The following is an 18250-nucleotide window of genomic DNA, read 5'->3' on the forward strand; positions in this document are numbered from 1 at the left end:
ACGCATCATGAAAAAGGTAATGTTAATTGGTTATGGCGCCATGGCGCAGGCGGTGATTGAGCGTCTGCCCGCCGGCGTGGCTATCGGCTGGATCGTGGCGCGCGCGTCTCACCATGCCGCCATTCGCGACCAGTTTGGCGATGCGGTCGAGGCGCTGACCTCGCCGATGGCGTGCGCTCAAACGCCCGATCTGGTGCTGGAGTGCGCCAGCCAGCAGGCGGTTGCGCAGTACGGCGAAGCGATTCTACGCCGCGGCTGGCATCTGGCGGTCATTTCCACCGGCGCGCTGGCGGACAGCGCGCTGGAGCAGCGCCTGCTCGCGGCGGGCGGAAAGCTGACGCTGCTTTCCGGGGCGGTGGCCGGCATCGACGGGCTGGCGGCGGCGAAAGAGGGCGGGCTTGAGCGCGTCACCTATCAGTCGCGCAAAAGCCCGGCCAGCTGGCGCGGCAGCTACGCCGAGCAGCTTATCGACCTTAACGCAGTGTCAGAAGCGAAAGTCTTCTTCGAAGGCAGCGCCCGCGAGGCGGCGCGGCTGTTCCCGGCGAACGCCAACGTGGCGGCGACCGTGGCGCTCGGCGGCGTCGGGATGGACGACACCCGCGTGCAACTGATGGTCGATCCGGCAACGAAACGTAACACCCACACGCTGCACGTAGAAGGGCTGTTTGGCGAATTCCATCTGGAGCTGAGCGGGCTGCCGCTGGCGTCTAACCCTAAAACCTCCACCCTGGCGGCACTCAGCGCGGTGCGCGCCTGCCGCGAGCTGGCCCTGAGCTAAGGAGTGACGATGGACGATCTGAAGATTTTTATCGGCGGCCAGTGGCGACGCGGCGGCGGCAACCCGATGCAGAACCATTTTCCGGCTGACGGGTCGCTCAATGCGACGCTGAACGCGGCAAACCTTGACGATCTGCACGACGCGATCGAGGCCGGCGAGCGCGCGTGGCGCGATCCAGTCTGGCGCAACAGCCTGCCGCACGTGCGGGCGAAGATCCTGCACAAGGTGGCGGATCTGATTGAGTCCCGCGCTGACGAGCTGGCGCAGATGCAGAGCCGGGATAACGGCAAGCCGCTGGCGGAGGCGCGCGGGCTGGTGATGAGCGCGGCGGGAACGGCCCGCTACTTCGCCGCCGCCTGCGAGCTGCTGGAAGGGGAGCTGCCCACGCCGCGCCAGCCGGATCTGCTGACGCTAAGCCGCTATGAGCCGCTCGGCTTGGTGGCGGCTATCACGCCGTGGAACTCGCCCATTGCCAGCGAGATGCAGAAGGTCGCCCCGGCCATCGCCGCCGGGAACGCGGTGATCCTCAAGCCAGCCGAAGCCACGCCGCTGATGGCGCTTGAGCTGGCGCGCATTTTTGAACAGGCCGGGCTGCCCGCCGGGCTGCTGAGCGTGCTGCCGGGCAAAGGCTCGGTGATTGGCGACGCGCTGGCGCGCCATCCCCGCGTGCGAAAAATTTCCTTTACCGGCGGCACCGCCACTGGCCGCCATCTGGCGCACGTGGCCGCGGAAAAGCTTATTCCGGCGTCGCTGGAGTTGGGCGGAAAATCCCCGACCATCGTGCTGGAGGATGCCGACGTTGAGCAGGCCGCGCGTGGGATCTGCTACGGCATTTTCAGCTCAGCAGGGCAGGCGTGCATCGCCGGGTCCCGGCTGTTTATCCACGAAAGCCTGTACGCGCCGCTGATGGCGCGGCTGCTGGAGTTAACTCGCGGACTGCGCGTAGGGCACCCCTTCACCGACGGCGTTCACGTTGGGCCGCTGATCAATGAGAAACATCGCCAGAGCGTGCAGGAATACGTCGAGCTGGCGAAGCGCGAAGGGGGCCGGGTGCTGTGCGGCGGGGAGATCCCGGCGGATCCGGCGCTCGCAAACGGCAGCTTCTTCCAGCCGACCATTATCGAAGGGCTGACGAACGGCGCCCGCGCCTGCCAGGAGGAGATCTTCGGCCCGGTGCTGGTGGCGATGCCGTTTCGCGATGAAGCGGCGTTGATCCGCGAGGCGAACGACTCGGTTTACGGCCTGGCGGCAGGGATCTGGACCCGCGACACCGGGCGGGCGCTGCGCCTGAGCGAGCAGCTGGAGGCCGGTACGGTGTGGATCAACACCTACAAAGTTTTTGCGATTTCGACCCCGTTCGGGGGCTTTAAAGAGAGCGGTCTGGGCCGCGAAAAGGGCATTCAGGGGCTGAAAGCCTGGATGCAGCAAAAGAGCATTTATCTGGCGACGGGTAACAGCGTCAACCACTGGTGCGACTGAGAAAGGGTGAGCAATGAGCGAAATGATAACCGTCGGCGACGCCATCGCCAGAACGCTGGAGCAGTATCAGGTTGAGGCCATCTACGGCGTCATCTCCATTCACAACCTGCCGATCGCGGATGCGGTAGGGCAGCGGGGAAAAATCCGCTTCGTGCCCGCGCGCGGCGAGGCGGGTTCCGTCACCATGGCTGACGCCCACGGGCGGTTTTCCGGCCTCGGCGTGGCGCTGACCAGCACCGGCGCGGGGGCGGGGAACGCGGTAGGCGCGCTGGTGGAGGCGATGAACGCCTGCACGCCGCTGCTGCATTTAACCGGACAGGTTGAGAAGGCCTGGCTGGACGCCGACACCGGGTTTATCCATGAGACCCGCGACCAGCTGACCTTCCTGAAGGCCAGTTCAAAACGGGCGTACCGCATCAGCAATGCCAGCCAGGCGATAGCGATTCTGCATAAAGCGATTCAGGAGGCGCAGATGCCGCCGTGCGGGCCGGTCTCTGTGGAAATTCCGATTGATATTCAGGGGGCTAAAATTCCTCTGTCTCTGGTGACCGCACCGGTGAAACCAGCTTCGGTTGCAGCTGTGGATCCCGCGATGGTGGATGCTTTATGGGCGCAGCTCAGGCAGGCTAAACAGCCGCTGCTGTGGCTGGGCGGCGGGGCGCTGGGAAGCGCTGACGCGGTGAAAAAACTGGCGGATGCGGGCGTGACGGTGATCTCCAGCACCCACGCGCGCGGCGTGCTGCCGGACGGCCATCGTGCCAGCCTGCGCGCGTTCCACAACTCGCCGTCGGTTGAGGCGCTTATTTCGCAGTGTGATTTTACGCTGGTCGCCGGTTCACGCCTGCGCAGCAACGAAACCCGCTCCTGGACGCTTGAGCTGCCGTCTCCGCGGGTGCAGATAGATATCGACCCGGCGGCGGCGAGCCGTAACTACCTGATGGATAATACGCTGATAGCCGACTGTTCAGCGCTGCTTGGCGCGCTGGCTGAAAAAGCGCAGGGCCGCGAGTGGGGCAACGCCCAGTGGGACGCGCAGGTGCAGCAGGCGGTATTGCAGGCTGGACAGGGCCTGCGCGAGCAGTGCGGCGCCTATGCGAAGCTCAACGACGCCATTGAAAAAGCCCTGCCGCAGGACGGCCTGCTGGTGCGCGATATCACCGTTTCCGGCAGCCTGTGGGGCAGTCGTCTGTTCCGCGCTAACGGTCCGCTGATGAACATTCACTCTCTTGCCGGGGCGATTGGCATGGGGCTGTCAATGGCGATTGGTACCGCGATTGCCAACCCGCAGCGTAAGGTGGTGGGGCTGGTGGGCGACGGTGGCCTGAGCCTGAATTTAGGCGAGCTGGCGACGCTGGCGCAGGAGAAAGCTAACGTGACGCTGCTGATCATGAACGACGGGGGCTACGGCGTGATGCGCGGCATTCAGGATAAGTACTTCGGCGGGCGACAGTATTATAACGAACTGCATACGCCGGACTTTACCCTGCTGGCACAGGCAATTGGCCTGCAGGCGTGGAGCGTTGAGCGGGCAGAGGATTTTGAAGCCGTGATGACGGAGGCGCTGGCGATGCCGGGACCGTCGGTAGTGGAAGTGCGGATGGGTCAGATTGGCGCGCTGAAGTTTGCAGGGCCGCCGCAGAAAACGCTTTACTAGCTGTTTCCCCTCTCCCACGGGGAGAGGGAGAAAACGTAGTCCGGGTAAGGCGAAGCCGCCACCCGGCTTGTTTTATCAGAACACGTTAAACGGGTATTCCACGTAAGCGCGGATCTCGTCCCCGCCCACGTTATAGTCGCTGGCGTTGCTGGAGACGCGCAGCACGGAGTAGCGCAGTTTCAGCTTCAGATCTTTTGCCGGGCCATCCTGCACCTGGTACTGGATCTGGTTAAACCACTCGTGCTCTTTGCCGTTGCTGGTTTCAGAGGTCTTGATATTGTCGCCGCGCACGTAGGCGGTGGTCCAGCTCAGGCCCGGCAGGCCGAGACCCGCGAAGTCCAGACCGTAGGATGCCTGCCATGAGCGCTCGTCTTCACCGTTAAAGTCAGACCAGTAGGAGTTCGCGAGCCAGATGGTGTTGCCGCCGTCGCCCACGCCGCCCTTGTCGCGATATCCGCCGTAGTTATAGCCTGTGCTGCCGCTGCTCTGCTGGTACGCCACTTTGAACGTGTGAATATCCCAGATGTAGCTCGCCGCCAGGCTCCAGATGGTGTTGCTGCGGCCAGTGTCGAGGCTGTCAGCGTAGCCCTGATCCAGACGCGAGTTATAGCCGTTAAAGTCGAGCACCAGCTGCTGCCCGGTGCTGAACGGCTGTTTGAAATTCAGCCCCAGGTACTGTTTGTTCATCACCTCTTCGTTATGAGAGGCGTATAGCGCGCCGCTGAACTGGTCGTTGAACTGGTAGCTTGCGCCACCGAAAGTCAGGCTTTTCAGGCCGCTGTCGTGGCGGTCGTCGCTTTTACGCTGCTCGTCGGTGAAATAACCGGCGTTCACTTCCAGGCCGTCGATCTCTTTCGAGGTCAGCATGGCACCGGTGTAGCTTTCAAACAGCAGGCGGGAGCTGTCGGCGTTAACGATAGGCAGTTCAGGACGCTGGTTACCGTAGCTCAGCACGGTATTCGAGATCCGCATTTTGGCGGTAGCGCCAAATTTCGCTAAATCGGATTTGGCCCGGCCATCGTCTTCCTGTTTAAAGAAGTCGATACCGCCCGCGCCGCTCTTGCCGCGACCGCCGTCCAGGCGCACGCCGTACTGCGCGATGCCGTCCACGCCAAAGCCCACCAGCCCTTCGGTATAGCCGGATTCAAAGGTGGCGATGATCCCCTGACCCCATTCGGCTTTATCCTGCTGGCCCTGATGGTAGTCACGGCTGATATACGCATTGCGTAAAAACAGGTCTAAATGGCTGTCGTCGATAAAACCCTTGCTGTCAGATTGCTGGCTTGCAGCGGCGGGTAATGCGGCGAATAAACTTAAAGCAATTAACGATAATTCTTTTTTCACGGAGGGAACGTCTCTGTCTTAATATATTAAATTGAATTACTGCGCGTTTGATAATTACCGGAAAGATTAACGATTGCAATAAATATGTGACCAGACGTTTCAGCCGGAAAGGGTAGATTTGACGGGGCTTTCTGAGGTGTTACCGATACATGCGATTTAGTTAGCAATTCATGCGAAATAAAAAGGAGGCAAAATTGCCTCCTTCCAAAATTATTTAATTCCGTCAGCGGCCATTCGGTCGCGAATATGCTGCGCGCGCGCTTCTGAGGCCGGGTGATCGTCAAACATGGAGCTCTGGCGACCCGCTTCCAGTTTTGCCAGCTTTTCGAAGCTGGTGGCTAAACCGGATGGATTAATACCGCGTTTGCGCAACAGATCGTAGGAGTAGTCGTCCGCTTCGGACTCCTGACGCTGCGAGAACTGGGAGTTAACCAGTTTTTCACCTACGTCACCAAGCTGCGACTGGGACAGGCTGCCAACGATGCCGCCCGCAGAGGCCGCCGCCGCGCGAATGGCGTTGGTGCCTAAGGCAACCTGCATCCCTTTCTTCACGTGGCCGAGCGCAACGTGACCCATTTCATGGCCGATAACCGCTTCCACTTCGTTGTCGGTCATCATATCCATCAGCCCGCTGTAGACGCGGATACAGCCGTTAGCCATCGCGAAGGCGTTGACGTCTTTCGCCATGTAAACCTTGTAGTTCACCGGCTGGCCGTTGATGTTATCGCCGAGCGCGGAAGCAATCTTATTCAGACGCTGTGTGTAGGTACTGTCAGCCGGCGCAAGCGTGGCTTTTCCGTCCATATCTTTACAGGCCTGATCGCTCAGCGCTTTAACCTGCGCGTCGCTCAGGGAGTAGGCCTGAAAGGCTTCTGCACCTGAGGTCATCAGACCGTTAGAGTCCATATTCTGACAGCCGCTCAGCACGAGCGTTGTACCCAGGGCCAGCACTATTGCACGCATTTTCATGAGGTTGCTTCCGTACTCGTTAAACTGAATAAAATCCGAAAAGTGCCCCCGCAACGAAGCCGGGGCGGGATAAGTATAAGGAATATCTACAGGCGCGGGCGAGCAGATTGCGCAACATGCGAGCATGATCCAGAGATTTCTTAAGCTGCAAAAGAATGGTCCATGTACATGCCCTGCGGCTTGGGTTACATTGTTGGCACTTTTTTCCGGCGTAGCCCAAAACGCGCTGTCGTCAAGGGCATGGCCTTTAACAGTCCGATCTGGAGTTAAAATGTCCTCACGTAAAGAGCTTGCTAATGCTATTCGTGCGCTGAGCATGGACGCAGTACAGAAAGCCAAATCCGGCCACCCGGGTGCCCCTATGGGTATGGCTGATATCGCCGAAGTCCTGTGGCGTGATTTCCTTAACCACAACCCGCAGAACCCGGCATGGGCTGACCGCGACCGTTTCGTGCTGTCTAACGGCCACGGCTCTATGCTGATCTACAGCCTGCTGCACCTCACCGGCTACGATCTGCCAATCGAAGAGCTGAAAAACTTCCGTCAGCTGCACTCCAAAACTCCAGGTCACCCGGAAGTGGGCTACACCGCTGGCGTAGAAACCACCACCGGCCCGCTGGGTCAGGGCATTGCTAACGCTGTGGGTATGGCGATTGCCGAGAAGACCCTGGCGGCGCAGTTCAACCGTCCTGGCCATGACATCGTTGACCACTTCACCTACGCTTTCCTGGGCGACGGCTGCATGATGGAAGGCATTTCTCACGAAGTGTGCTCCCTGGCTGGTACCCTGAAGCTGGGCAAACTGGTGGCGTTCTACGACGACAACGGTATCTCCATCGACGGTCACGTTGAAGGCTGGTTCACTGACGACACCGCCGCACGTTTCGAAGCCTACGGCTGGCACGTTGTGCGTGGTGTTGACGGCCACGATGCTGACTCGATTAAACGTGCAGTAGAAGAAGCTCGCGCAGTCACCGACAAACCGTCCCTGCTGATGTGCAAAACCATCATCGGCTTCGGTTCTCCGAACAAAGCGGGCACCCATGACTCCCACGGCGCACCGCTGGGCGACGCGGAAATCGCACTGACCCGTGAAGCACTGGGCTGGAAACACCCTGCCTTCGAAATCCCGTCTGAGATCTATGCTCAGTGGGATGCTAAAGAAGTGGGCCAGGCGAAAGAAGCGGCCTGGAACGAGAAATTCGCTGCCTATGCGAAGGCGTTCCCACAGGAAGCGGCTGAATTCACCCGTCGTATGAAAGGCGATATGCCGTCTGACTTCGACGCTAAAGCCAACGAATTCATCGCGAAGCTGCAGGCGAACCCGTCTAAAATCGCCAGCCGTAAAGCATCTCAGAATGCGATTGAAGCGTTCGGTCCGCTGCTTCCAGAATTCCTGGGCGGCTCCGCTGACCTGGCGCCTTCTAACCTGACCCTGTGGTCTGGTTCTAAGCCAATCAACGAAGACAGTGCCGGTAACTACATCCATTACGGTGTACGTGAGTTCGGTATGACCGCTATCGCGAACGGTATCGCTCTGCACGGTGGTTTCCTGCCGTACACCTCTACCTTCCTGATGTTCGTGGAATATGCACGTAACGCCGTGCGTATGGCTGCGCTGATGAAACAGCGTCAGGTGATGGTCTACACCCATGACTCCATCGGTCTGGGCGAAGATGGTCCAACTCACCAGCCGGTAGAGCAGGTAGCTTCCCTGCGTGTAACCCCGAACATGAGCACATGGCGTCCATGTGACCAGGTTGAATCTGCGGTGGCGTGGAAATACGGCGTTGAGCGTCAGGACGGCCCGACCGCGCTGATCCTCTCCCGTCAGAACCTGGCGCAGCAGGAGCGTACCCCTGAGCAGCTGGCAAACATCGCCCGCGGTGGCTACGTGCTGAAAGATTGCGCGGGCCAGCCTGAGCTGATCTTCATCGCGACCGGTTCTGAAGTTGAACTGGCTGTAGCAGCATGGGAAAAACTGACTGCCGAAGGCGTGAAGGCGCGCGTGGTCTCCATGCCGTCTACCGATGCGTTCGACAAGCAGGATGCGGCTTACCGTGAATCTGTACTGCCTAAAGCGGTTTCCGCTCGCGTGGCGGTGGAAGCGGGTATTGCTGACTACTGGTTCAAATACGTGGGTCTGAACGGCGCTATCGTCGGTATGACCACCTTCGGTGAGTCTGCTCCGGCAGAACAGCTGTTCGAAGAGTTCGGCTTCACCGTTGAGAACGTGGTCGCTAAGGCGAAAGAACTGCTGTAATCGCCGTTTTGCCCGGTGGCGCTTACGCTGACCGGGCCTACAAATGGCTCAAAAGTAGGCCGGGTAAGCGCTAGCACTTACCCGGCTTTTTTTGCGTCATTATTCCAACGAAAATGTGACGCAAGTCATATAGCTCGCTTATTCATCTGGACAGACATTCCTTTTATTCCCCGATTCGCTTATTCTTGCTGAAGCGTTTCAGTCGATTAAATGTTCGACAATTGACCAATCAATCGCAGTTTGTGATAGCAAAGATTCCCCTTCGGGCGTCGCTGGATTACTCTTTCAGCCACCTCAAACTCAGGGATTGCTTTGCAGGAGATCTATGACCGTACGCGTAGCGATTAATGGCTTCGGTCGCATCGGGCGTAATGTGGTTCGTGCTTTGTATGAATCCGGACGTCGGGCGGAAATCACCGTGGTGGCAATCAATGAACTGGCGGATGCTGCTGGCATGGCGCATTTATTGAAGTATGACACCAGCCACGGACGCTTCGCCTGGGATGTGCGCCAGGAAAGAGATCAGCTTTTTGTGGGTGATGACGCTATTCGTGTGCTGCATGAGAACAGCATTTCCGGGCTACCCTGGCGTGAACTGGGTGTGGATGTCGTGCTTGACTGTACCGGTGTGTATGGCAACCGCGAACACGGCGAAGCGCATCTGAGAGCAGGCGCGAAGAAAGTCCTGTTTTCTCATCCCGGCAGTCACGACCTCGACGCGACCGTCGTGTTTGGCGTCAACCAGCATGAGCTGCAAGCCGAGCACCGCATTGTTTCCAACGCCTCCTGCACCACCAACTGCATTATTCCGGTCATCAAACTGTTAGACGATGCGTATGGCATTGAATCCGGCACCGTAACCACGATTCACTCCGCCATGCACGATCAGCAGGTTATCGACGCCTATCACCCGGATTTACGACGCACTCGCGCGGCGAGCCAGTCAATCATCCCGGTGGACACGAAACTGGCTGCAGGGATCACCCGAATTTTTCCGCAGTTTAATGACCGTTTCGAAGCGATTGCCGTGCGGGTTCCGACGATAAACGTCACCGCAATCGACCTCAGCGTGACGGTGAAAAAACCGGTAAAAGCCTGTGAAGTCAACCTGTTGCTGCAAAAAGCGGCACAGGGAGCATTTCATGGTATAGTTGACTATACGGAATTACCGTTGGTCTCAGTAGATTTTAACCACGACCCGCACAGCGCCATCGTGGATGGCACGCAGACGCGAGTCAGTGGTGCGCACCTTATCAAGACGCTGGTCTGGTGTGATAACGAATGGGGCTTTGCTAACCGAATGCTCGACACCACGTTAGCCATGGCCGCAAAAGGTTTCAGGTAGAGCGCACCTTGCGCTTGCAAAACTTTAAGAATCAACGAGAGGATTCACCATGTCTGTAATTAAGATGACCGATCTGGATCTGGCAGGTAAACGCGTTTTCATCCGTGCCGATCTGAACGTACCGGTTAAAGATGGCAAAGTGACCAGCGACGCGCGTATCCGTGCATCTCTGCCAACCATTGAACTGGCTCTGAAGCAGGGCGCTAAAGTGATGGTCACCTCCCACCTGGGCCGTCCAACTGAAGGCGAGTACAACGAAGAGTTCTCTCTGCTGCCGGTTGTTAATTACCTGAAAGACAAACTGTCCAACCCGGTTCGCCTGGTTAAAGATTACCTGGACGGCGTAGACGTTGCCGAAGGTGAGCTGGTTGTTCTGGAAAACGTTCGCTTCAACAAAGGCGAAAAGAAAGACGACGAAACCCTGTCCAAAAAATACGCTGCACTGTGCGACGTATTCGTGATGGATGCATTCGGTACTGCGCACCGTGCGCAGGCATCTACCCACGGTATCGGTAAATTCGCAGACGTCGCGTGTGCGGGTCCTCTGCTGGCTGACGAACTGGAAGCACTGGGTAAAGCACTGAAAGAACCTGCTCGCCCAATGGTCGCTATCGTTGGTGGTTCTAAAGTGTCTACCAAACTCACCGTTCTGGATTCCCTGTCTAAAATCGCTGACCAGCTGATCGTGGGCGGTGGTATCGCGAACACCTTCGTTGCCGCTCAGGGCCACAACGTGGGTAAATCCCTGTACGAAGCAGACCTGGTTGACGAAGCCAAACGCCTGCTGGGTACCTGTGATATCCCGGTTCCAACTGACGTTCGCGTGGCGACCGAGTTCTCCGAAACCGCAACCGCGACCCTGAAATCTGTAAACGACATCAAAGACGAAGAGCAGATTCTGGACCTGGGCGACGTTTCTGCACAGAAACTGGCTGAAATCCTGAAAAACGCAAAAACTATCCTGTGGAACGGTCCTGTTGGCGTGTTCGAATTCCCGAACTTCCGCAAAGGGACTGAAATCGTGGCTAACGCAATCGCAGACAGCGAAGCGTTCTCTATCGCAGGCGGTGGTGACACCCTGGCAGCAATCGACCTGTTCGGTATCGCTGACAAGATCTCCTACATCTCCACTGGTGGCGGCGCATTCCTCGAATTCGTGGAAGGCAAAGTACTGCCAGCAGTAGCAATGCTCGAAGAGCGCGCTAAGAAGTAAGCCATTCAAGGGCAGGGAAACCTGCCCAATTTTCAGCGCGCTTTTAAGAGCTCGCACCTTTTCTAACGGCCGAAGATACAGGACTAAGCAACATGTCTAAAATTTTTGATTTCGTAAAACCTGGCGTTATCACTGGTGATGACGTACAGAAAGTGTTCCAGGTAGCTAAAGAAAACAACTTCGCTCTGCCAGCAGTTAACTGCGTAGGTACCGACTCCATCAACGCCGTACTGGAAACCGCTGCAAAAGTTAAAGCACCGGTTATCGTTCAGTTCTCTAACGGCGGCGCTGCGTTCATCGCAGGTAAAGGCGTGAAAACTGACATTCCTCAGGGTGCTGCTATCCTGGGTGCTATCTCTGGTGCGCACCACGTTCACCAGATGGCTGAACACTACGGTGTTCCAGTTATCCTGCACACTGACCACTGCGCGAAGAAACTGCTGCCGTGGATCGACGGTCTGCTGGACGCGGGTGAAAAACACTTCGCGGCAACCGGTAAGCCACTGTTCTCTTCTCACATGATCGACCTGTCTGAAGAGTCACTGCACGAAAACATCGAAATCTGCTCTAAGTACCTGGCGCGCATGGCCAAAATGGACATGACCCTGGAAATCGAACTGGGTTGCACCGGTGGTGAAGAAGACGGCGTGGACAACAGCCACATGGACGCTTCTGCCCTGTACACCCAGCCAGAAGACGTTGATTACGCTTACACCGAGCTGAGCAAAATCAGCCCGCGCTTCACCATTGCAGCGTCCTTCGGTAACGTGCACGGCGTTTATAAGCCAGGTAACGTGGTTCTGACCCCGACCATCCTGCGCGATTCTCAGGAATACGTTTCCAAGAAACACAACCTGCCGCACAACAGCCTGAACTTCGTCTTCCACGGCGGTTCCGGTTCTTCTGCTCAGGAAATCAAAGACTCCGTAAGCTACGGCGTAGTGAAAATGAACATCGATACTGACACCCAGTGGGCAACCTGGGACGGTATCCTGCAGTACTACAAAGCGAACGAAGCTTACCTGCAGGGCCAACTGGGCAACCCGAAAGGCGAAGACCAGCCGAACAAGAAATACTACGATCCACGCGTATGGCTGCGCGCTGCTCAGACGTCCATGGTGACCCGTCTGGAGCAGGCTTTCAAAGAACTGAACGCAATCGACGTTCTGTAATTTGAACTGCTAACAGCATCAGAAGGCCCGCAAATGCGGGCCTTTTTTTATGTTTTTTCAATACCCTGTCAGACCTGTTTTTGTGATCTGTTTGGCAAAGCCGGTGCTTTTTGTTTACCCTTTACTGACCTGCCTGTCTCCATGGGGGATGGATTTTGTGTTTTGGTTTAACAAAAGGAAGAATAAATGGAACAACTCGATGTTGTAGACAGCATCAATAACGCCGGCAACTGGCTGGTGCGCAACCAGGCCCTGCTGCTGAGCTATGCCGTGAACATTGTCGCGGCGATTGCCATCATCATCGTCGGGATGATCGTGGCGCGTATCGTGTCGAACGCCGTCAACCGTGTGATGGTCGCGCGACACATTGACGCCACGGTGGCTGACTTCCTCTCCGCACTGGTGCGCTACGGCATTATCGCCTTCACGCTGATTGCCGCACTGGGCCGTGTTGGGGTGCAAACCGCCTCCGTGATTGCCGTTCTTGGTGCCGCCGGTCTGGCCATTGGTCTGGCACTGCAGGGCTCGCTTTCAAACCTGGCGGCGGGCGTACTGCTGGTGACTTTCCGTCCGTTCCGTTCCGGTGAATATGTTGACCTTGGCGGCATCGCCGGTACCGTGTTGCAGGTACAGATTTTCTCTACCACCCTGCGTACCGTCGATGGTCGTATTGTGGTGGTACCGAACGGGAAAATCATTGCGGGCAATATCATTAACTTCTCCCGCGAGCCGGTGCGTCGTAACGAGCTAATCATCAGCGTGGCGTATGATTCCGATATCGATCAGGTGAAGTCGCTGATCGCGAATATCATCGCCTCTGACGACCGCATTCTGAAGGACCGCGAGCAGACGGTTCGCCTGAACGAACTGGGTGCTTCCTCTATTAACTTCGTGGTGCGTATCTGGAGCAAAAGCAGCGATCTGCAAAACGTTTACTGGGATGTGCTGGAGCGCATCAAGCGCGATTTCGACGCCAACGGCATCAGCTTCCCTTACCCGCAGATGGACGTAAACGTCAAAAAAGTCAAAGAAGCAGAATAACGTCACCCGTAGGCCCGGTAAGCGCTCGCGCCACCGGGCTTTACTTTCATAAGCTCCGCTAATACCCAATTAATATTATCCATTTCCTCTAATGTGATTCGCGCAGTATAGTCAGCCTCCAGAACAACACTGCGAGAAAATCGTCATGCTATCTTATTATTTTCAAGGGCTTGCCTTAGGTGCGGCCATGATTTTACCCCTCGGCCCGCAAAACGCCTTCGTAATGAATCAGGGCATTCGCCGCCAGTATCATCTGATGATTGCCCTGCTGTGCGCGGTGAGCGATCTGCTGCTGATTTGCGCCGGCATTTTTGGCGGCAGCGCGCTGCTGATGCAGTCCCCCTGGCTGCTGGCGCTGGTGACCTGGGGTGGCGTGGCGTTTCTGCTGTGGTACGGATTCGGTGCGTTGAAAACGGCGATGAGCAGCAACCTCGAACTGGCGAGCGCGGAAGTCATGAAGCAGGGCCGCTGGAAGATTATCGTCACCATGCTGGCGGTCACCTGGCTAAATCCGCACGTCTACCTCGATACCTTCGTAGTGCTGGGCAGCCTGGGCGGACAGCTGGACGTTGAGCCGAAACGCTGGTTTGCGCTCGGCACGGTTAGCGCCTCTTTCCTCTGGTTCTTCGGTCTCGCCATTCTGGCGGCATGGCTGGCGCCTCGTCTGCGGACTGCCAAAGCCCAGCGCATTATTAATACCCTGGTGGGGCTGGTGATGTGGTTTATTGCTTTTCAGCTGGCAAAAGAGGGCATTCACCACGTCCAGGAATTGTTCAACTAATCCTTGTCTTATGGACAACTGAGCAAGACCCGCTAAGCTTGCTGGCATGAGCCCTGTTGTTGGGGCACTCTTCGCAACATGGAGGAATGACAGTGAAGTTTAAAGTGATGGCCCTCGCGGCATTAGTAAGTTTCGGTGCGGTGTCGGCGCAGGCAAGTGAACTGCCGGATGGCCCGCACATCGTCACGTCAGGCACCGCAAGCGTGGACGCGGTACCGGATGTTGCAACCCTGGCAATTGAAGTGAACGTGGCGGCAAAAGATGCCGCTTCCGCCAAAAAACAGGCAGACGATCGTGTTGCGCAATATCTCTCTTTCCTGGAACAGAACGGTGTTGCTAAAAAAGACATCAGCTCTGCGAACCTGCGTACCCAGCCCGATTACGACTACCAGAACGGCAAAAGTATCCTGAAAGGCTATCGCGCCGTGCGCACTGTGGAAGTGACCGTGCGTCAGCTGGACAAGCTGAACTCTCTGCTGGACGGTGCGCTGAAGGCCGGCCTGAACGAAATCCGTTCCGTGTCGCTGGGCGTTGCGCAACCGGAGAAATACAAAGACGAAGCGCGTAAAGCGGCAATTGATGATGCCATTCATCAGGCGGAACAGCTGGCGTCTGGCTTCAAGAGCAAGCTTGGCCCGGTATACAGCGTGCGTTACCACGTCTCTAACTACCAGCCAAGCCCGATGGTTCGGATGATGAAGGCGGACGCCGCGCCGGTTTCTGCTCAGGAAACCTACGAGCAGCCAACGATTCAGTTCGACGATCAGGTTGATGTGGTGTTCCAGCTGGAACCCGTTGCAGCACAGCCGAAACCTGCACAATAATCAATAGGCCGGGTAAGGCGTAGCCGCCACCCGGCTTTTCATTTTAATCCTGTCTCAACACCTTATGTCCAAATGCCAGCAGCGCATCAGTCACGTTGCGCATCATGCGGCTTTCCGGCGCAAAACGGTGCCAGTAGAGCATCCGGCGCTGATACAGCCCCGGCGTCAGGTCAATCAGCTCACCGCTTTTCAACTCTTTCTCAATCTGTAAATGCGGGATCATGCAGCAGGTGGTGCCCTGACGCGCCAGCTGCACAAAGGCTTCGGACGAGTTAACGATATGACACGGCACGCTGCCCGGCGGCAGATCGAAGTTTTGCTGCAAAAACGCCTGGTGCATATCGTCCAGATGGTCGAACGCCACGGCAGGGGCTTTCAGCAGCGCGGCGCGGGTGACGCCATTCGGGAAGTAGCGCTCCGCAAAGGCTTTTGAACCGACAAACAGGTAGTCGAGCGCGCCCAGCTGATCGACAAGACAGCTTGGCAGGGCCTGAGGCTGGATACTGACCGCCCCAACCACTTCGCCGCGACGCAGGCGCTCCTGGGTGCGGGTTTCATCTTCGACCTGAAGATTCAGGCGGATAGGGGAGTCGGCCAGCACCGGCGCAAGAGCCGGCAGCAGCCAGGTCGCCAGACTGTCGGCGTTCACCGCCAGCGAGAGCAGCAGCGGCGTGGAACCCGTTTGTTCGTCACCCAGCCACTCGTCTTCCAGCAGTTCAACCTGACGCAGCAGGGCGAGAAGCTTTTGACCTTGCTCCGTTGGGCGCGGCGGTACGGTACGCACCAGCAGCGGCTGCCCGAACATGTTTTCAAGCTGTTTGATACGTTGTGATACGGCGGACTGGGTGATGCACAGCTTTTGCGCTGCGCGCTCAAAGCCGCGTTCACGAATAACTGCATCAAGTGCCTGTAGTGTTCTGTAGTCCGGACGTTTCATTGCTCTGGCTGGCTCCTAAATTTTGCTTAATCTGCACTATGACACAATTTTCCCTTCCTGACAGACGAAATCCATTCGACGTGTTCTATAATGCGCCCTGAGTTTTCACACCACAGGCAAAACGATCATGACGCAGGATGAACTGAAAAAAGCAGTAGGATGGGCCGCTCTCCAGTACGTACAGCCAGGGACCATTGTCGGTGTTGGTACGGGGTCAACGGCGGCGCACTTTATCGATGCACTGGGCACGATGAAGGGGCAGATCGAGGGCGCGGTTTCCAGCTCCGATGCGTCCACGGAAAAGCTGAAAAGCCTCGGCATTACCGTTTTCGATCTCAACGAAGTGGATCGTCTGGGCATTTACGTTGATGGCGCGGATGAAATCAACGGCCATATGCAGATGATCAAAGGCGGCGGCGCGGCGCTGACCCGTGAAAAGATCATCGCCTCCGTGGCGGACAAGTTCATCTGCATCGCGGATGCCTCCAAGCAGGTCGACATTCTGGGTAATTTCCCGCTGCCGGTTGAAGTGATCCCGATGGCGCGCAGTGCGGTTGCCCGTCAACTGGTTAAGCTGGGCGGCCGTCCGGAATACCGTCAGGGCGTGGTCACCGACAACGGTAACGTCATCCTCGATGTTCACGGTCTGGAGATTCTCGACGCGATTGCGCTGGAAAACGCCATCAACGGCATTCCAGGCGTCGTCACCGTAGGGTTGTTTGCCAACCGCGGCGCGGATGTGGCGCTGATCGGTACGGCTGACGGTGTGAAAACCATCGTAAAATGATCTGACGGGGGGAGTGCTCCCCCCGCTAAAAAATTTTTAAAAGCTAAATTTGGTGACTTGTGTCACGCTTTTCCGCCTCTTTTGCCGATCCTGCCACGTTTGTAAATTTCCTCAGCATTTTACTCTGTCATTTTGCCCTGTATGACTTTTCTTCAGAGTGCCGACGCAAACGTTCATATTGCTGCAATAGTTTTTTTTGATATGTTGGCTACAGCGGATTTCAATCCAGCACAACATCAGTTCAGATAAAAACAGGGTCGGGGAAATGGCAAAGGTATCACTGGAGAAAGACAAGATTAAATTCCTGCTGGTCGAGGGCGTGCACCAGAAAGCGCTTGATAGCCTTCGTGCGGCGGGTTACACCAACATCGAATTTCACAAAGGCGCGCTGGACACGGAAGAGCTGAAAGCCGCCATCCGTGATGCCCACTTCATTGGCCTGCGATCCCGTACCCACCTGACTGAAGACGTGATTGCCGCGGCAGAAAAGCTGGTTGCTATTGGCTGTTTCTGCATCGGCACCAACCAGGTCGACCTGAACGCTGCCGCAAAACGCGGTATCCCGGTCTTTAACGCCCCGTTCTCTAACACCCGTTCCGTGGCGGAGCTGGTGATTGGCGAGCTGCTGCTGCTGCTGCGCGGTATCCCGGAAGCTAACGCCAAAGCGCACCGTGGCGTGTGGAACAAACTGGCCGCGGGCTCATACGAAGCCCGTGGTAAAAAGCTGGGGATCATCGGCTACGGCCACATCGGTACCCAACTGGGGATCCTGGCGGAATCGCTGGGGATGCACGTCTACTTCTACGATATCGAAAGCAAGCTGCCGCTGGGTAACGCGACGCAGGTACAGCATCTGTCTGACCTGCTGAACATGAGCGACGTGGTCAGCCTGCACGTGCCGGAAAACGCCTCCACCAAAAACATGATGGGCGCGGAAGAGCTGGCGCTGATGAAGCCGGGATCTCTGCTGATCAACGCCGCGCGTGGTACGGTGGTCGATATCCCTGCGTTGTGCGATGCGCTGAAGCGTAAGCATCTGGCGGGGGCGGCCATCGACGTGTTCCCGACGGAACCGGCCACCAACAGCGATCCGTTTAACTCTCCGCTGTGCGAATTCGACAACGTGATCCTGACGCCGCACATCGGCGGTTCTACTCAGGAAGCGCAGGAGAATATCGGTCTGGAAGTGGCGGGTAAGCTGAGCAAATATTCCGACAACGGTTCAACGCTTTCTGCGGTGAACTTCCCGGAAGTGTCTCTGCCGCTGCACGGCGGTCGTCGTCTGCTGCACATCCACGAAAACCGTCCTGGCGTGCTGACCGCCATCAACCAGATTTTTGCCGAGCAGAGCGTTAACATTGCCGCCCAGTATCTGCAAACCAACTCGCAGATGGGTTATGTGGTTATCGATATTGAAGCCGATGAAGATGTTGCTGAGAAAGCGCTGCAGAGCATGAAGGCCATACCGGGAACGATTCGCGCGCGCCTGCTGTACTAATTGTGCGGTCTGTGGTGTCGGGTGGCGGCTACGCCTTACCCGACCTACGTTGAGCTTTTGTAGATACTGTTATGCCATGCAAGCATTTTCCTGATGCAACGTGGCATCGAACGGGCGTCCTGATTTCAGGACGCCATACGCCACCTGCGCCAGCTTACGCATCAT

15 protein-coding genes are annotated in these 18250 nt (G+C 57.2%); 12 read left to right on the forward strand and 3 right to left on the reverse strand.

Annotated elements, in window-relative coordinates; translation table 11 throughout:
• The first annotated feature begins 7 nt into the window (after positions 1-7).
• From ACMWL8_RS16080 to ACMWL8_RS16090, 3 genes are read left to right on the forward strand one after another with little or no spacing between them, the layout of a single operon-like run.
• Positions 8-778 (forward strand): aspartate dehydrogenase, encoded by a 771-nt coding sequence (locus ACMWL8_RS16080; RefSeq protein WP_045260756.1) that lies wholly within the window; start codon positions 8-10, stop codon positions 776-778.
• 9 nt (positions 779-787) lie between these two features.
• Positions 788-2257, forward strand: coding sequence for an aldehyde dehydrogenase (locus ACMWL8_RS16085; RefSeq protein WP_045260755.1), 1470 nt, complete (start codon positions 788-790; stop codon positions 2255-2257).
• Positions 2258-2270: 13 nt separating this feature from the next.
• Complete coding sequence (locus ACMWL8_RS16090; protein WP_045260754.1) at positions 2271-3911, forward strand: thiamine pyrophosphate-binding protein; 1641 nt, start codon at positions 2271-2273, stop codon at positions 3909-3911.
• Between the two features lie 75 nt (positions 3912-3986).
• Here the strand turns inward: ACMWL8_RS16090 and ACMWL8_RS16095 are convergent, their stop codons facing one another.
• Together ACMWL8_RS16095 and ACMWL8_RS16100 are read right to left on the reverse strand one after the other, a co-directional pair.
• On the reverse strand, positions 3987-5255 hold the full coding sequence (locus tag ACMWL8_RS16095) for an OprD family outer membrane porin (RefSeq protein ID WP_045260753.1): 1269 nt from the start codon (positions 5253-5255) through the stop codon (positions 3987-3989).
• A gap of 210 nt (positions 5256-5465) precedes the next feature.
• Complete coding sequence (locus ACMWL8_RS16100) at positions 5466-6224, reverse strand: M48 family metallopeptidase (protein ID WP_028014340.1); 759 nt, start codon at positions 6222-6224, stop codon at positions 5466-5468.
• A gap of 271 nt (positions 6225-6495) precedes the next feature.
• On the opposite strand from ACMWL8_RS16100, the gene tkt reads away from it, so the two are divergent.
• The 7 genes from tkt (at position 6496) to ACMWL8_RS16135 (ending at position 14863) form a co-directional block, all read left to right on the forward strand.
• Positions 6496-8487: a transketolase gene (gene tkt / locus ACMWL8_RS16105; protein ID WP_045260752.1), complete on the forward strand. Its 1992-nt coding sequence runs from the start codon at positions 6496-6498 to the stop codon at positions 8485-8487.
• A 325-nt stretch (positions 8488-8812) separates the two neighbouring features.
• Entirely contained in the window at positions 8813-9832 is a 1020-nt protein-coding gene (gene epd / locus ACMWL8_RS16110) for an erythrose-4-phosphate dehydrogenase (protein WP_045260751.1), read from the forward strand.
• 49 nt (positions 9833-9881) lie between these two features.
• Entirely contained in the window at positions 9882-11045 is a 1164-nt protein-coding gene (gene pgk / locus ACMWL8_RS16115) for a phosphoglycerate kinase (RefSeq protein WP_028014337.1), read from the forward strand.
• A 92-nt stretch (positions 11046-11137) separates the two neighbouring features.
• Positions 11138-12217 carry a class II fructose-bisphosphate aldolase gene (gene fbaA, locus ACMWL8_RS16120; RefSeq protein WP_008499731.1) on the forward strand — a complete coding sequence of 360 codons (1080 nt, stop codon included), beginning with the start codon at positions 11138-11140 and terminating at the stop codon, positions 12215-12217.
• Between the two features lie 186 nt (positions 12218-12403).
• Entirely contained in the window at positions 12404-13258 is an 855-nt protein-coding gene (mscS, locus tag ACMWL8_RS16125) for a small-conductance mechanosensitive channel MscS (RefSeq protein WP_003860082.1), read from the forward strand.
• A 145-nt stretch (positions 13259-13403) separates the two neighbouring features.
• Positions 13404-14039, forward strand: coding sequence for an arginine exporter ArgO (argO, locus tag ACMWL8_RS16130; protein ID WP_021242063.1), 636 nt, complete (start codon positions 13404-13406; stop codon positions 14037-14039).
• 92 nt (positions 14040-14131) lie between these two features.
• The gene (locus ACMWL8_RS16135) at positions 14132-14863 is read left to right on the forward strand and encodes an oxidative stress defense protein (protein ID WP_028014336.1); all 732 of its coding nucleotides are present in this window, start codon (positions 14132-14134) and stop codon (positions 14861-14863) included.
• A gap of 43 nt (positions 14864-14906) precedes the next feature.
• Here ACMWL8_RS16135 and argP read toward each other — a convergent pair whose 3' ends face one another.
• Complete coding sequence (gene argP, locus ACMWL8_RS16140; RefSeq protein ID WP_003860089.1) at positions 14907-15800, reverse strand: DNA-binding transcriptional regulator ArgP; 894 nt, start codon at positions 15798-15800, stop codon at positions 14907-14909.
• A gap of 127 nt (positions 15801-15927) precedes the next feature.
• Between argP and rpiA the strand changes: the two genes are divergently transcribed.
• Positions 15928-16587 carry a ribose-5-phosphate isomerase RpiA gene (rpiA, locus tag ACMWL8_RS16145; RefSeq protein WP_003860091.1) on the forward strand — a complete coding sequence of 220 codons (660 nt, stop codon included), beginning with the start codon at positions 15928-15930 and terminating at the stop codon, positions 16585-16587.
• 265 nt (positions 16588-16852) lie between these two features.
• The gene (gene serA, locus ACMWL8_RS16150) at positions 16853-18085 is read left to right on the forward strand and encodes a phosphoglycerate dehydrogenase (protein ID WP_041908347.1); all 1233 of its coding nucleotides are present in this window, start codon (positions 16853-16855) and stop codon (positions 18083-18085) included.
• The last annotated feature ends 165 nt before the right edge of the window (positions 18086-18250 follow it).

Origin of the sequence: Enterobacter sp. 04-C-12-SI-ECC, from assembly GCF_047530715.1 — a bacterium.
Classification (GTDB): Bacteria; Pseudomonadota; Gammaproteobacteria; order Enterobacterales; family Enterobacteriaceae; genus Enterobacter; species Enterobacter bugandensis.